General features: G+C 52.0%; 12 protein-coding genes. 1 reads left to right on the top strand and 11 read right to left on the bottom strand.

Annotated features, from left to right (window positions below; all coding sequences use genetic code 11):
* Positions 1-37: 37 nt before the first annotated feature.
* The 8 genes from lpxK to H0248_RS15545 form a co-directional block, all read right to left on the bottom strand.
* A complete protein-coding gene (lpxK, locus tag H0248_RS15580; RefSeq protein ID WP_180786588.1) occupies positions 38-1,039 on the bottom strand; it encodes a tetraacyldisaccharide 4'-kinase in 1,002 nt (333 codons plus the stop codon).
* On the bottom strand, positions 1,036-2,784 hold the full coding sequence (msbA, locus tag H0248_RS15575; RefSeq protein WP_180786600.1) for a lipid A ABC transporter ATP-binding protein/permease MsbA: 1,749 nt from the start codon (positions 2,782-2,784) through the stop codon (positions 1,036-1,038). The genes lpxK and msbA overlap by 4 nt, the downstream gene beginning before the upstream one ends.
* A 37-nt stretch (positions 2,785-2,821) precedes the next feature.
* Complete coding sequence (locus H0248_RS15570; RefSeq protein WP_180786599.1) at positions 2,822-5,095, bottom strand: ComEC family protein; 2,274 nt, start codon at positions 5,093-5,095, stop codon at positions 2,822-2,824.
* A 340-nt stretch (positions 5,096-5,435) separates the two neighbouring features.
* Positions 5,436-5,753, bottom strand: coding sequence for a PTS system regulator TmaR (tmaR, locus tag H0248_RS15565; RefSeq protein WP_005967626.1), 318 nt, complete (start codon positions 5,751-5,753; stop codon positions 5,436-5,438).
* A gap of 122 nt (positions 5,754-5,875) precedes the next feature.
* A complete protein-coding gene (locus tag H0248_RS15560; RefSeq protein ID WP_180786587.1) occupies positions 5,876-6,634 on the bottom strand; it encodes an iron ABC transporter ATP-binding protein in 759 nt (252 codons plus the stop codon).
* Complete coding sequence (locus tag H0248_RS15555; RefSeq protein WP_180786586.1) at positions 6,631-7,638, bottom strand: iron chelate uptake ABC transporter family permease subunit; 1,008 nt, start codon at positions 7,636-7,638, stop codon at positions 6,631-6,633. The genes H0248_RS15560 and H0248_RS15555 overlap by 4 nt, the downstream gene beginning before the upstream one ends.
* Positions 7,625-8,587: an ABC transporter permease gene (locus H0248_RS15550; RefSeq protein ID WP_180786585.1), complete on the bottom strand. Its 963-nt coding sequence runs from the start codon at positions 8,585-8,587 to the stop codon at positions 7,625-7,627. The genes H0248_RS15555 and H0248_RS15550 overlap by 14 nt, the downstream gene beginning before the upstream one ends.
* Before the next feature lie 21 nt (positions 8,588-8,608).
* Entirely contained in the window at positions 8,609-9,553 is a 945-nt protein-coding gene (locus tag H0248_RS15545; protein ID WP_374705277.1) for a siderophore ABC transporter substrate-binding protein, read from the bottom strand.
* A gap of 303 nt (positions 9,554-9,856) precedes the next feature.
* On the opposite strand from H0248_RS15545, the gene sbcB reads away from it, so the two are divergent.
* Positions 9,857-11,284 carry an exodeoxyribonuclease I gene (gene sbcB / locus H0248_RS15540; RefSeq protein WP_180786583.1) on the top strand — a complete coding sequence of 476 codons (1,428 nt, stop codon included), beginning with the start codon at positions 9,857-9,859 and terminating at the stop codon, positions 11,282-11,284.
* Between the two features lie 77 nt (positions 11,285-11,361).
* On the opposite strand, the gene H0248_RS15535 is transcribed toward sbcB, so the two are convergent.
* From H0248_RS15535 to H0248_RS15525, 3 genes are all read right to left on the bottom strand, one after another.
* On the bottom strand, positions 11,362-12,732 hold the full coding sequence (locus tag H0248_RS15535; RefSeq protein WP_180786582.1) for an APC family permease: 1,371 nt from the start codon (positions 12,730-12,732) through the stop codon (positions 11,362-11,364).
* Positions 12,722-12,928, bottom strand: coding sequence for a hypothetical protein (locus H0248_RS15530; RefSeq protein WP_095994372.1), 207 nt, complete (start codon positions 12,926-12,928; stop codon positions 12,722-12,724). Before H0248_RS15530 ends, H0248_RS15535 begins: the two co-directional genes overlap by 11 nt.
* A 410-nt stretch (positions 12,929-13,338) precedes the next feature.
* The gene (locus tag H0248_RS15525; RefSeq protein ID WP_180786581.1) at positions 13,339-14,094 is read right to left on the bottom strand and encodes a flagellar brake protein; all 756 of its coding nucleotides are present in this window, start codon (positions 14,092-14,094) and stop codon (positions 13,339-13,341) included.
* Positions 14,095-14,473 lie beyond the last annotated feature (379 nt).

Raw genomic sequence — 14,473 nt, 5'->3', positions numbered from 1 at the left:
CCACAAGGGATATCTGAAACCGTGATAGCAGACCAATTTATGCTCTGTTACCCGTATTCCGATTAAGCACATGTTCCAGTTTGTCGAGCAATTGCGTGCCGTAGGGCTCAGCCAGCACGGCATCGACGGGCAGATACCACCAGTTACTCTGAGCAAATGCCTTACATTTTACGGCATCTTTTTCCGTCATTAGCAGCGGCTGTGTCGCACCCTGAGTCAGCGAGTCGAGCTGTTCTGGCTGGTACGCTTGATGGTCAGCAAAGGCAACTTCACGTGCAATGCTAACACCAGCATCGCGCAGCGTAGCAAAAAAACGCGGAGGATGCCCGATGCCTGCCATCGCAACGACATCATGCAACTGGTTCAGCGGTCGTGACTCACCAGAAAGCAAGTTAACCGCCATACCCACCGTGAGTGTCATGCCTATCTCGTTTGTTCTCGGCGTCCCGCCGTTAACAATAACGGCATCCACCGATGCCAGACGGCTTTCTCTTTCCCGCATTGGGCCCGCAGGCAGCCACCATCCGTTGCCAAAACGCCGCATCCCGTCAATCACAACCAGTTCGATATCTCTTTCTAACGCATAGTGCTGCAATCCATCGTCGGTGATCACCATATCTAGCGTGTACTGTGCCAATAATGCGCTCACGGCATCCCGCCGACGGGGAGCGACCGCCACGGGCGCACCGGTACGCTGGAAAATCAGCACCGGTTCATCGCCAGCCTGCGCCGTCGTGACCGACTCATCCAGCAACAGCGGATAACGTTCAGCTTTCCCACCATAACCACGTGATACTACGCCGACACGATAACCTCTGCGTTGCAGTTGTTCGACGAGCCAAATGACGACCGGTGTTTTCCCATTGCCACCTGCCGTCAAATTCCCCACAACCACGACGGGCACGGGAGAACGCCAGCTTTTCCGCCATCCCCATCGATAGCTCTGGCGAATCAGAAACGTGATGAGTCCGTATAGCCACGAAAGCGGCAGCAGCAGCCAATAGAGCCGTGATTGCCCAGACCAGATACGTTCAATCATTCGCCAAACTGCATTCTATGTAACTGAGCGTAGGCACCGTTCTCCGCCAGTAGCGCAGCATGATTACCACGCTCAATGATTCTGCCGTCCTCAACCACCAGAATCTCATCCGCCTTTTCAATCGTGGAAAGGCGATGTGCAATCACCAACGCAGTACGATCTTTTTGCAGTTCGTCTAAGGCAGCCTGAATGGCACGTTCCGATTCCGTGTCCAGCGCCGACGTCGCTTCATCCAATATCAGGATCGGGCTATCCCGCAACAGCGCACGGGCAATTGCGATACGCTGGCGCTGCCCGCCGGAAAGCATCACGCCATTTTCACCAATGACCGTATCCAGACCGTGTTCCATCTTGTTGATGAAATCCATCGCATACGCCATTGTCGCCGCACGCTCAATTTCCTCGCGGCTATAGTGCTCATTGCGGGCATAGGCGATATTGTTTGCTATCGTGTCGTTGAACAGATGGACGTTTTGAGAAACCAGCGCCACCTGATTACGTAAGGAGGACAGGCGATACTCACGTAAATCGTGACCATCGAGCAGAATTTCACCGGATTGAATGTCGTAAAAACGCGTGATCAAACTGGCAATCGTTGATTTACCGGAACCCGAGCGACCAACCAACGCCACCGTTTTACCCACGGGGATATGCAGATTGATATTTCTCAGCGCTAGATTTTCTCTTCCAGGGTAAGCGAAATTTACCTGACGGAATTCGAGTTCACCTTTCGCACGTTCGATGTCGAGTTTGCCCGTGTCACGTTCCTGCTCCATATCCAGAATCGCAAACAGCGTCTGACACGCGGCCATACCGCGTTGGAATTGCGCATTGACGTTGGTCAGTGATTTTAACGGACGCATCAGTGCGATCATGGAAGAGAACACCACCGTGATCGTCCCCGCAGTTAGTGTTTCCATCACGCTGGGGAAACTGGCGGCATACAGTACAAAGGCCAACGCCAGCGAAGCAATCAACTGAATAATAGGATCGGAAATCGACGACGCGGACACCATTTTCATGCCCTGCTGACGCATCCGGTTGCTGACCTGATCAAAACGCTTGGTTTCTACTTCCTGACCACCAAACATCAGCACTTCTTTGTGGCCTTTAAGCATTTGCTCCGTGCTGGTGGTGACATGCCCCATCGTATCCTGCATATTTTTACTGATATTGCGGAAGCGTTTGGACACCATGCGCATGGCAATCGATACGATCGGCGCAATCACAATCAGAATGATGGACAGTTGCCAACTGTAGTAGAACATCAGAATAAACAGGCCGATAATTGAGGCCCCTTCTCTGACAACCGTAATCAACGCACCTGACGACGATGCCGCGACCTGCTCTGAATCGTAGGTGATGCGAGAAAGCAGCGTACCTGTTGACTGCTGATCGAAAAACGACACCGGCATACCCATAATATGGGAGAACAGGCGGCGGCGCATATTCATCACCACTTTGCCGGAGACCCAAGAAACGCAATAGCTGGAAACAAAACCTGATGCCCCTCTTACTAGCATCAACCCAATGACGACCAGCGGCATCCAGAGCAATACGGAACGTTCCGCTTTGCCAAACCCTTCATCCAACAAAGGTTTAAGCAGGGAGAGCATCAAGGTATCGCCGGCTGCGTTAATAATGAGTGCAATTGCAGCAGCAGCAAGCCCTGCCTTAAAAGGAGAGATCATCGGCCAGAGGCGACGAAAGGTCTGCCAGGTGGAGAGATCTTTATCATTCAGCATGTAGTAAACCTGAATCGGGAAGAAATAGCCGACCATTTTACTCATTATACCGCCCTACGCCAAACCACTGATGATACCAACGAGGCGATATGTGATCCCTGAACCGCAGAATGTGCCATGAATCGCTGAAAAAATGTGCACTTAACTGCCCGGATGACGCAGTATCCAGCCATGAGTAGCCATAGTGCCGATATCGTTCAACAACCTTTACTGAAGGCAGGCGCCACGGGTTATAACGTGCCGCAGAAGCCATAGCAAACTCGGCATTAACTGCACGAATAAAGGCAGGCGATGATGATGTCTTACTGCCATGGTGAGGGATTTGTAACAAATTCGCACGCAGGGCATGGCGATCTAACCTAATCAATGCCTTTTCCGCATCTGACTCCAGATCGCCTGTCAGTAAGATGCTGTATTTTCCATCATCAACGCGAATAACGCAGGAGTCGTTATTTTCCGCGCGTTCTACGAGCGCTAACGGCCACAGCACCGTAAACGTGAGATCCTGCCAACGCCAACGTTCGCCGCGTAAACAAGGACGATGATGCATCGCGTTGGTCGCGCTATATATCGTTGCTCTAGGGTAAGCCACCTGTAGCGTTTTCAGCCCCCCAATGTGATCCATATGGCTATGGCTCAGGATAATGTTTTCCACGTCAACGCCCCGCCATCGCAGGTAGGGTAGAATTTCTCGCGTCGCCATATCGCCTCCTTCCCAACGGTTTCCCGTGTCGTATAGCACCGCTTTCCCACGCTGCTCGATCACAATCGCCAGACCATGCCCGACATCCAACATGTCCACGCGCCAGTCCGGCTCATCAGTCTTTATGCGAAAAACCAGTAAAACCACAATCAGAGCACTGACACTCATCGGATAGACGCGCCACCAGCTAAAGCGCCATATCACAACCGCGCCCCAGCCCGCGACGCTCACAAGCAGCAGCGATGCATCAAGATATACCCACCCCGTCTGTAGATACGTCAGCGGAGCGAATACCACACGCAGCGAAATATCCGCCAGCCACCAGAGCATTTCACTCAGCGGCGCGAATGCCAGCGTGCTCAATGCCAGCAAAATGAGCGGCGTGGTAAGGAAGGACACCAAAGGCACAGCCCAAAGGTTTGCGGGCAGCGAAGTGATACTGAAACCGTGGAAAATATGAAGTTGCAAGGGCATCAATAGCAGCGTGATTCCCATTTGCAGGTGGATCCAGCGCAGCCAGAACCAACGCCGTCGGGTCTGTAGCCGATGAGGAAGCGGTGCCCACTGAAACCAGAAAATGAGCGATGCGACAGCGAGGCAAGATAGCCAAAAACTGTCTGACAGTACGCTCAATGGATCGCTGACCAGAATCAACGCGACACACCATAGCCAGACCTGCCAAGCTGAACCGTTGATGTTCCACACTTTTAGGCAAACCCATACGCTAAGCGCCAGAGCAGATCGTACCGCAGGCGGATTTCCCCCTGCCAGCCAGACATACCCCCAGGCAACCACAGCGCTCGTCAGTAATGGGAAACGATAGCCCATCCACTGCACGGGAAAGCCATACTGTAACGCCCGCGCCATTCCCCAACCAACCAGACCTGCAAGCACGATATGGAGGCCAGAGATCGCCATCAGGTGCATCGTCCCGGTATTCTGAAGTAGCGCCTTGAGCTCTGGGCTAACCGTTTTCATCTCACCAAACGTCAGCGCCAGTAAAATAGAACGCCACGCTAATCCCTGCACCTGCTGCTCCGCCTGTACAATCGTGCGCTGGCGAAAGTCACAATGGCTATCAACCGCCTTTGCCGTTATCACACGACCTGACAACGGTTGCCGTTTGGCTATCGCCCAGCGTTGGCTATCAAAACCGCCTTCATTTAGTCGACTGTGAATAGGTCGTAAACTGGTGGTAATTGCCCAACGTTGACCACCACACCAGTTTTCCATAGCCGGTGATAAGGTCAGTTGAGCATATAACGGAGGGAAGATCCGGCGCTGATTGATCTCTTCCAGCCGAACCGTGATCCCATCCTCATCCTGCTCATTGAATCGTATGCTGCTGATCGTCACGACAGCGTTAACCTTACCCTGCGTAACGCGCTCGATTTGTAACAGTAAAGTTTGAGCATTCAACAAGGCCCAGCAAAAACTCATGGCAACAAGCGCCACACAGCGTATCCCCGCGTGACGATATCCTACCAACATCACACAGGTGGATAGCCCAATGCCCCACCACAGCAGCATTTGCGTGGGAATCTGCGGTAAGAAAAGCAACGGCAAAATACCCAGCACGCTCGCCCAAGCCAGACTATTTACTGACATCATCCCTTTTACTGACATCGTCCTTTGCCATGACACAGCCTTCCCTCTTCCCTGTGGTTCGTCCTAGCATGTTGCAGTAACTCAAACTGATGCAATAGGACGAAAACTTCAGGTAGGGAAACGCTTCGCAAGAAAACGACTAAATTGCAAACAATGCCATTCAGCGTGCGAGCTGGATTCCAGTTTTTCAGGTGTTTGATACTGCGATAATTGACGGAAAATTGATTGCAAAGAAGGAAGTGAATAATGAGGCGATTAAAAAGAAAAAGGACCGCAGAAGCGATCCTTTTACAGGCGCTATTTACCGTAACGTTGGTTACAGTAAAAACGATGCGTCAGGTTACTTAACCTCGCCCATCGCTTTCAGCTTTTTAGACAGCTCACGGCGCTCTTTCGACAGATCGGCGTTTTTGATGATGTAGTCATCAACACGGTCTTCATAATCACCGCGCATGTTGGCGATGATATTTTGCACGTCTTCAATGGACATGCCAGGTTTAAGATATTCGCTCAGGTTGTCCAGCAGCAGGACGCGCTTCTGGTTATCACGAATTTTCTTTTCGTTGTCGACGATTTCACGCTGAAGTTTGTTTTTACGACGAAACATGCGCACGAATTCCAGCACATCCTGGAAACACGGCTTAGTGTCCTTATCCATCTTTTACCCTTACCTTAAGTCATACATAAATTCTTTATGTATTCACCATACAGGTTATACCCAGCGTCTTTCAAGCGGTGCTTACGCCCTTTGTGCTAACACCTCGCTAAGCGGATAATCTGTCATCGATAATATACCGCGATACACTGATTATGAACCTGCTCGATGGCCACTTCGGTATCGAAAATATCTTCCAACACCTCGGACACCATGATGTCTTCCGGTTTTCCCGTGTAGATGATCCGCCCTTTGCGCATCGCAATAATGTAATCCGAATAGGCGGAAGCAAAGTTGATATCGTGGATAACCAGCACAATGGTTTTGCCTAGTTCATCGGCCGCACGGCGAATCTGTTTCATCATCGCCACCGCGTGTTTCATATCCAGATTATTCAGCGGTTCATCCAACAACACGTATTCCGTATCCTGACACAACACCATCGCGACATAGGCTCGCTGGCGTTGGCCACCGGAAAGCTCATCTAAAAAGCGATCTTTCAATTCGGTCAGGTTGAGGAACGCCAGCGCGGCGCTGATGCGTTCACGATCGTCAGCATTCAGCCGCCCTTTGGTATAGGGATAGCGACCAAACCCCACCAGCTCCGCTACCGTTAAGCGGCTGGTAAACTGGTTTTCCTGCCGCAACACGGACAAACACGTCGCCAGCTTATCGCTTGGTGTGGTCATCACGTCCATGCCGTTGACTTTTACCTGTCCGCGATCCGCATCCAGCAGGCGACTGATGATGGACAACAATGTCGACTTCCCTGCCCCATTCGGGCCGATAATCGACGTGACGCCACCACGAGGCACCGTCGCGGTGACATTATCTAATACCTTAACGTTGTTATACGCTTTGGTTACATTGCCGATCTCAATCACACGGAAACCTTTTTCAGTAGCAACACAATAAACAGCGATCCACCCACAAATTCGATCACGACCGACAGCGCCCCAGACATATCCAGCAGATGCTCAAGTACCAGTTGTCCACCAACCAGTGAAATAACGCCCAGCAGGAAAGCGGCGGGCAGCAACAGGCGATGCTGGCTGGAACCAATCACTAAATAGGCTAGGTTCGCAACCATAAAGCCCAAAAAGGTGAGCGGGCCGACCAGCGCCGTTGAAATGGCAACCAGTACGGAAACCAGCAGCAGAATGATCGTGACGCTGCGTTTGTAGTCGATACCCAGGTTAATCGCGTTATTACGCCCCAGCGCCAGTACATCAAACCGAAAGCGCATACGCCAGATCACCACCGCGACCACCAGCGTAATTCCAACCGACAGTGCCACCAGTTCAGGCACGGTGCGGGTGAAGGTGGCAAACATCCGCCCCTGTAAGATGGCGAACTCACCGGGCGTCAGCAAACGCTGCATTAAGCCCGCCATGCTGCGAAACAACGTGCCGCAGATAATCCCGACCAGTAAAACCAGATGCAGGTTATTGCGACTGCCGGTAAACAGCCAGCGGTACAGCAGCGCGGAGAAGAGAATCAGCAGCAGCGTCTCAAGAACGAATTTGCCTTCAACGCCCAGCCCCGGAATACCGCTAATGCCGAAAACAAACACCAGCGAGGACTGAATCAGGATAAACAGGGCTTCAAACCCCATAATCGACGGCGTCAGTACCCGGTTATTCGTCACCGTTTGGAACAGCACCGTCGACGCACTGGCAGCAAACGCCACCAGCAGCATCGTCGTCAGCATCAGCCCGCGGTGCGTCAAAATGTAGCGCAGGTTGCTGCCTAGATTGATGGTCATAAACAGCACGATCACCACGACAGCCGTAACAGCCAGCCACATCAACCGCTGCGTCGGCGATAACCCCGCACGTTTTTCGCTGACGGTTCCGGTCAGCACCGTATTACGTTCATTGACTGACATGGCGTTTCTGGCTTAGCAATAAGAGAAGGAAAACGGCAGCGCCAATGACGCCAAGAATCACGCTCACCGGAATCTCGAAAGGATAGCGAATCACGCGGCTGATAATATCGCAGCACAGCACCAGACCGCCGCCGAGCAGACACACCCACGGGATGGTTTTGCGCACATTGTCGCCCATCATCATGCTGATCAGGTTCGGCACGATCAGCCCGATAAACGGTAAGCTACCAACTACCACGACCACTACGCCGCTGACGATGGCGATAATGCTCAGCCCCATCAGCATCACCTGCCGATAGTTAAGGCCGACATTGACGGAGAACTCGCGCCCCATGCCTGCGACCGTGAAGCGGTCAGCGATCCAGCAGGCTACCAGCGTTAACGCACCAACCAGCCAGAGCAGCTCGTAACGCCCCTGCAAGACACCGGAGAAATCGCCCGATTCCCAACTGCCAAGCGCCTGTAGTAGATCAAAATACATCGCGCCAAACGTGGTGATTGAACTGATAACCGCACCCAGCATAATGCCAACCAGCGGCACCACCAGCGCGGATTTCAGCACAATTCGCTGTAGCAGCATCATGAACAGGAAGGTACCGGCTAAAGCGAACAGGCTCGCTACCACCATCTTGGTGAAAATCGTCGCACCGGGCACGGCGATCATCACCACCAGCAAACCTAAGCTAGCCGACTGTGTTGTCCCCGCCAGAGACGGTTCAACAAAACGGTTTTGCGTCAGCAACTGCATGATGAGGCCAGCCACACTCATGGCGCTGCCTGCCAGCAGCAAAGCTAGCGTGCGGGGAACGCGGCTGATAAAGAAAATATCGCGCATTTCTGGGTCGTTCCACACAGCCTGCATATTCAGTTGCCCTGCCCCAACAAACAGGCTGACAACGATCATGCAGGCCAGAAAAACCAGACCCAGCGAAGAGTAAAAAGACTTCATTGATTCTGCCGTAACCTGCCGTTATTGCTTATCTAACGCGTCACTGACGGTACTCACGAGGTTTTTATAGCTTTGCAGCCCCCCAGCGATATACAGCGATGCAGAATCCAGGTAGATCACGCGATTATTTTTCCAGGCGTTGGTTTTGTGAATCAGCGGATTATCCAGCACCTGCTGGGCTGATTCTCCACCCGGGCGACCAATCGCACTGTCACGATCGAGAATGAACAGCCATTCTGGGTTCACGCTCAGTAAGAATTCTGAGGTCACCACGTTGCCATGACGCCCAGACTCAGGGAACTCAGTCGCGGGTTTAAAACCCAGCTCATCAAACACGAAGCCGAAACGCGATTGAGGGCCGTAGGCAGACATTTTGCCGCCGCTGACCATCAGAACCAGCGCATTACCTGCATTTTCTGTTTTAGCGCGCGTTTGGGCGATCTGATGTTTGAAATTATCAATCTGTTTCTTCGCGTCATCTTCTTTACCGAAGATGGTGCCCAGTTGCTCGATGCGCTGGATAAAGCTCGTCATAAACTGGTGCTCATCCACATCCATCGAGATCGTCGGTGCAATACCGCTCAGCTTTTCGTAGGCGTCGCGCGTACGTCCACCGGCAATAATCAGATCGGGCTTCGCGCTGCTGAGCGCTTCATAGGCAGGTTCAAACAGCGTCCCGGCGTTCAGGTAAGTATCGCTGTTGTATTTTGATAAAAACGCGGGCAGCGGCGTGCTGCTTTTTGGTACACCGGCAATCCCTTCAACCTTCAACGCATCCAGCGTATCCAATGAGGCAGGATCAAACACCATCACTTTCTTCGGCGGCTGTGGAACCTGAGTGGTGCCCTGCGCATGCTCAATGCTGACCGTGTGGCTTCCTTCTGAAGACGATGCCTGCTGATCGCAGCCGGCCAGAACAAACATAGATGCCAATAACGTCGCCTTCACTGCAAACGCTGCATTCAATCGCACCGCATTTAACCGCATAAGTGTGTTCTCCATTTCGCTGTTTGTTGCCGAATGCCACCCCGCAGCGGACGCTACGCGGCAATAAAGAATTTAATTATCATTCGCATTAAAACGAAAATTGTAACCGAATGGACACAGTCATGCCTAGCGATTCTGTCTACCCTCCTATTGATGTAAGTCAGGGAAGTGGTGCAAATCAGGAAAGCGCCACAGAAAAGTTGATTCAATGGTATCCTTGCGGTTTTCCAGATTGTTTTGCCTGATTTCAGGCTCAGCGCGCACACGTAGCTAACTGCATATATGGCCGAGAAAACACAACCCACTTTTTTCATACATGACTACGAGACGTTCGGTAAACATCCAGCGTGCGATCGCCCTGCGCAGTTTGCGGGTGTCCGTACCGATATGGACTTCAATATTATCGGTGAGCCGCTAGTCATTTATTGTCGTCCGGCGGATGATTACCTGCCGGAACCAGAAGCGGTGATGATCACCGGAATTACGCCACAGGTTGCGCTGGCAAAAGGCGTCAATGAGGCGGAGTTCGCTCGTCAGATCCACGACGCGTTCAGCGTGCCCGGCACCTGTATTATGGGCTACAACAATATTCGCTTTGATGATGAAGTCAGCCGCAATATTTTCTATCGCAACTTCTACGATCCTTACGCCTACAGCTGGCAAAACGGCAATTCCCGCTGGGATTTGCTGGATGCGTTACGCGCCTGCTATGCCCTGCGACCTGAAGGCATCGTGTGGCCGGAAAACGATGACGGCTTGCCCAGTTTCCGCCTTGAACATCTGACGAAAGCCAACGGTATTTCGCACGAGCAGGCGCATGATGCGATGTCCGACGTTTATGCCACCATCGCTATGGCGAAGCTGTTCAAGCAGGCGCAGCCTAAACTGTTTGAGTATCTGTTCCCGCTACGTAACAAAAACAAAATTTCCGCGCTGATTGATATCCCGCAAATGAAGCCGCTCGTTCACGTGTCGGGCATGTTTGGCGCGGCGAGGAGCAACACCAGTTGGGTTGTTCCACTCGCCTGGCATCCGGACAACCGTAATGCGGTCATCATGTGCGATTTGGCGGGCGATATGACGCCGCTGCTGGAGCTCGACAGCACAGCCTTGCGTGAACGGTTATACACCCGCCGGGATGCGCTGGAGGCGGATCAGAGTGCCGTTCCACTCAAGCTGGTGCACATCAATAAATGTCCGGTCTTAGCACCAGCCAATACCTTACGACCGGAAGATGCGGAAAGATTAGGCATTGATCGTCAACGCTGTCTGGACAATCTCGCACTGCTGCGTAGCAACGCGAGCGTCAGGGAAAAAGTGGTGGAGCTGTTTGCGGAAGCCCCCGCGTTCACCGCATCTGATGATGTCGATTTACGGCTTTATGATGGCTTCTTTGGCGATGCTGACCGTATGGCGATGAAGATTATTCAGGAGACTGCCCCGCAAAACCTGCCCGCACTGGATCTCACGTTTGCCGATAATCGTCTGGAACCGCTGCTCTTCCGCTATCGCGCCCGCAATTTCCCCGGCACGCTGGACGACCGCGAACAGCAGCGTTGGTTGCAGCATCGGCGTGCGGTCTTTACGCCGGAGCGCTTGCAGGACTATCTGTCAGAACTCAGCAATCTGTATCAACTGCACGAAGACGATAAAGAGAAGATGGCACAGCTAAAAGCGCTGTACGCCTATGCGCAGGAGCTAGTGGGCTAAGATAGCCGCTTAAAGCCATAAAAAAGCGGAGCACAGTGGCTCCGCTTTTCTCTTTTTGGCGTGTCGTCGGTTTAACTTTAAACCGGTTCTTCGCTACATTGCGGTACTGGCTGACGGAAACTGCGTGTCACAAACGCCAGATAGAGCAATCCAATCGTTGCCCACACCAGACCCAGCGTCATCGAGCTCGCTTCCAGGTTCACCCACAGCGCCCCTACCGTTAGAGCACCCAGCACGGGCAGTACGAGGAAGTTAATGGTGTCTTTCACGGTACGGTTACGGCGTTCACGAATATAGAACTGTGAAATGACCGACAGGTTCACGAACGTAAACGCCACCAGCGCACCGAAGTTGATCAGCGCCGTCGCCGTCACCAGATCGAACGACACCGCAGACAGTGCAATGGCGCCAACCAGCAAGACGTTCAAAGACGGCGTACGCCATTTCGGGTGGATATAGCCGAAGAAGCGCTCAGGAAATACGCCATCACGCCCCATGACATACATCAGGCGAGACACACCTGCATGTGCCGCCATACCGGATGCCAGTACGGTGACGCAGGAGAACACCAGAATAACGGACTGGAAGAATTTACCCGCAACATACAGCATGATTTCCGGCTGAGACGCATCCGGCTCTTTAAAGCGCGAAATATCCGGAAAATACAGTTGCAGGAAGTACGCCACGGCAACAAAAATCACCCCGCCGATCAGCGCCGTCAGGAAGATGGCTTTTGGAATCACCCGACCTGCATCCTGCGTTTCTTCCGACAGCGAGCTGATGCCGTCAAAACCGAGAAACGAGAAACAGAGAATGGTTGCTCCAGTGATCATCGGCACCACGTGGGCGTTCTCAGACCAGAACGGACGCGTACTGGTCAGCGTACCGGCCCCTTCGCCCAGATAAACACCGTGAATCACCAGACCGAGGAATACCGCCATGATCGCAACCTGCACCACCACGATAATGGCGTTCAGGTTAGCAACCAGACTGATACCACGCAGGTTAAACAGCGTCATCAAGCCGACCAGCGCCGCCACAAAAATCCATGACGGTACACCGGGGAAGATCGCTTCCAGATAGATTTTCGCCAGCAGGATGTTGATCATCGGCATGAACAGATAGTCCAGCAGTGACGACCAGCCGACCATAAACCCGACGTGCGGGCTGATCGCTTTTTGCGCGTAGGTATAAGCAGAACCCGCAGACGGGAAACGTTTTACCAGTTTGCCATAGCTCAGCGCCGTGAACAGAATGGCGACCAGCGCAAACGCATAGGCCGTTGCCACATGGCCGTCGGTCAGGCCAGACACGATACCGAAGGTATCAAAAATGGTCATCGGCTGCATGTACGCCAGCCCCATCATAACGACAGGCCACAGCGTGAGCGTTCTTTTTAACTGAGCACGTTTTGCGCCAGCATTAGGCAGCTGAGAATCAAGCGACATGACGCACACCTCCGTTCATCACGGCAGGAGCATACGCACCGAAAACAAATGAATGGATACAGGACTCGCCTGAATCACGATGAGAAGAGGTGGCTGTAACAGCACCAGAGATAACTTGCGACTGCGTCGCGCCATAACCAATACCTTTGCAGCACAAACCGGCGGGCACCGGTGCGAAACGTGTTAATTGCCCCATTTTTCCTTTCCTCACTGTGCTCACAGGCACACACAAAATTATCTATCCGGATCGTTGTCCGGCCTCTTTGGTTGAAGACCCTATACCCAGCAAACCTGAGCCACAGAGAAAGGTAAGAAACCACACCAATCCCCCTGTAACCTGAAGGTTGACGAGCATAAATGTAAAAAAATAACCGACGCTATTAGACGTCGGTTATTTGCAAGGCGCGTATTCTGCACCACTCGATCTCATCTGACAAGGCTCTGAGAACGTTGGAAACCATTTATTTATCCCCACCCTTCTTCGAGAAGCCTGTACGTCGGCTTTTCGCATGACTTATGGGTAATAAGTAGGATAAATAAGCGAATACTCGTTATAAAAACGTTGCTGTTATGTGTGAAGCCCACATAAAAAGTGGTGCTTAAAAATTACCACTCCTGGAATCGCTTTTTCTTTTCATTTTGTAATCTTTCCAACTCAAAAATCACCTGCTGAAGATCCCGTTCCTGCGATGCGTTCAGTGAAGGAAACTTGAAGCTCAAACGCTGCGTCAACTTCACTTCACCTTTGTTATCGACGATCTTCACCATTGCCTGACCGACGAACTGCAAATCAACACAGAAAAAACCGTGGTCAGCCAGATCCATCTCCACGCTCTTAATGATATCGCCTTCGGTCAACAGCCCCGTGGTATCACGGTCGGTATACAGGCTCAATCCTCCCAGAGAAAGATCTTTGATGGTGAACAGGAAAATGCTCTCATCCGGTAGTTCGCCACGGCACGTCAATGGCGGCCACAGCGGCGTATTGATGCGGAAATAGGTTCTACGCTGGATGAGATAAAGCAGTTCAGGAATCTGCGCGCTAAAGGCTGGCAGCCCGTCGTAGTCCACCGTTTTTGCAATTTCGGCATTAAATTCGACTTTTGCCCCTGCGGGTTCAGCGACAAAAGACAGTGCACCTGCATACAGCGCGCGGTTATTCTCACGCTCAATGCCGCCTAAATCGAAGACAAACAGGTTGTTGTCGGGTACAACGTCAAGAATTTTACTGATAAACTGTCCATGAGGATGGTGAACCATCAGAGACGTAGCATTCTTCTTTAATTCGCGCAGCGTTGCACAGATGGCCAGTTTGTTGCGCTTAACAAACTGCTCTTTCAAATTTTCATCCACCGCTTTCATCCCCACCATTATTTACATGGACTATGTGTCAATGGTTTATATTGATGCACGCCTCTTCGTTATCTTTCAAGTCCCATGTGTGCCAACACGATGCCACCGCACTGGCTGCATATTGAAAACGATTACTCGGAGTCCCTGAAATAGCACGATACATACCCTAAATAATTCGAGTTACAGGAGGGTGGCAAGCAAAGAACACATTCGTCGAGAATGAATTTAACCAGCCAGCACAGAGGCAACTCGAAGTATGAGGGGTATAGTTAGTGAAAACTATATCGGCAATTTTCTCAATAAATTTAGTGGAACAAGAGGAAAAGTGTTAAGGCGCAGTCAAATAATGAATCGCATCGCTGCCAGCGCCTTTTATCGCACCTGTTCG

Origin of the sequence: Pectobacterium brasiliense (genome assembly GCF_013449685.1) — a bacterium.
GTDB classification, from domain to species: Bacteria; Pseudomonadota; Gammaproteobacteria; order Enterobacterales; family Enterobacteriaceae; genus Pectobacterium; species Pectobacterium brasiliense_A.
This window is presented reverse-complemented; position numbering and strand designations above follow the sequence as displayed.

What these genes read in the sequence shown, in the direction of transcription:
- lpxK (WP_180786588.1), bottom strand. Translation starts at nt 1,039, where the DNA reads ATGATTGAACGTATCTGGTCTGGGCAATCACGGCTCTATTGGCTGCTG.
- H0248_RS15525 (WP_180786581.1), bottom strand. Translation starts at nt 14,094, where the DNA reads ATGAAAGCGGTGGATGAAAATTTGAAAGAGCAGTTTGTTAAGCGCAAC.
- H0248_RS15550 (WP_180786585.1), bottom strand. Translation starts at nt 8,587, where the DNA reads ATGAAGTCTTTTTACTCTTCGCTGGGTCTGGTTTTTCTGGCCTGCATG.
- H0248_RS15530 (WP_095994372.1), bottom strand. Translation starts at nt 12,928, where the DNA reads ATGGGGCAATTAACACGTTTCGCACCGGTGCCCGCCGGTTTGTGCTGC.
- H0248_RS15555 (WP_180786586.1), bottom strand. Translation starts at nt 7,638, where the DNA reads ATGTCAGTCAATGAACGTAATACGGTGCTGACCGGAACCGTCAGCGAA.
- H0248_RS15570 (WP_180786599.1), bottom strand. Translation starts at nt 5,095, where the DNA reads ATGTCAGTAAATAGTCTGGCTTGGGCGAGCGTGCTGGGTATTTTGCCG.
- sbcB (WP_180786583.1), top strand. Translation starts at nt 9,857, where the DNA reads ATGGCCGAGAAAACACAACCCACTTTTTTCATACATGACTACGAGACG.
- tmaR (WP_005967626.1), bottom strand. Translation starts at nt 5,753, where the DNA reads ATGGATAAGGACACTAAGCCGTGTTTCCAGGATGTGCTGGAATTCGTG.
- H0248_RS15535 (WP_180786582.1), bottom strand. Translation starts at nt 12,732, where the DNA reads ATGTCGCTTGATTCTCAGCTGCCTAATGCTGGCGCAAAACGTGCTCAG.
- msbA (WP_180786600.1), bottom strand. Translation starts at nt 2,784, where the DNA reads ATGCTGAATGATAAAGATCTCTCCACCTGGCAGACCTTTCGTCGCCTC.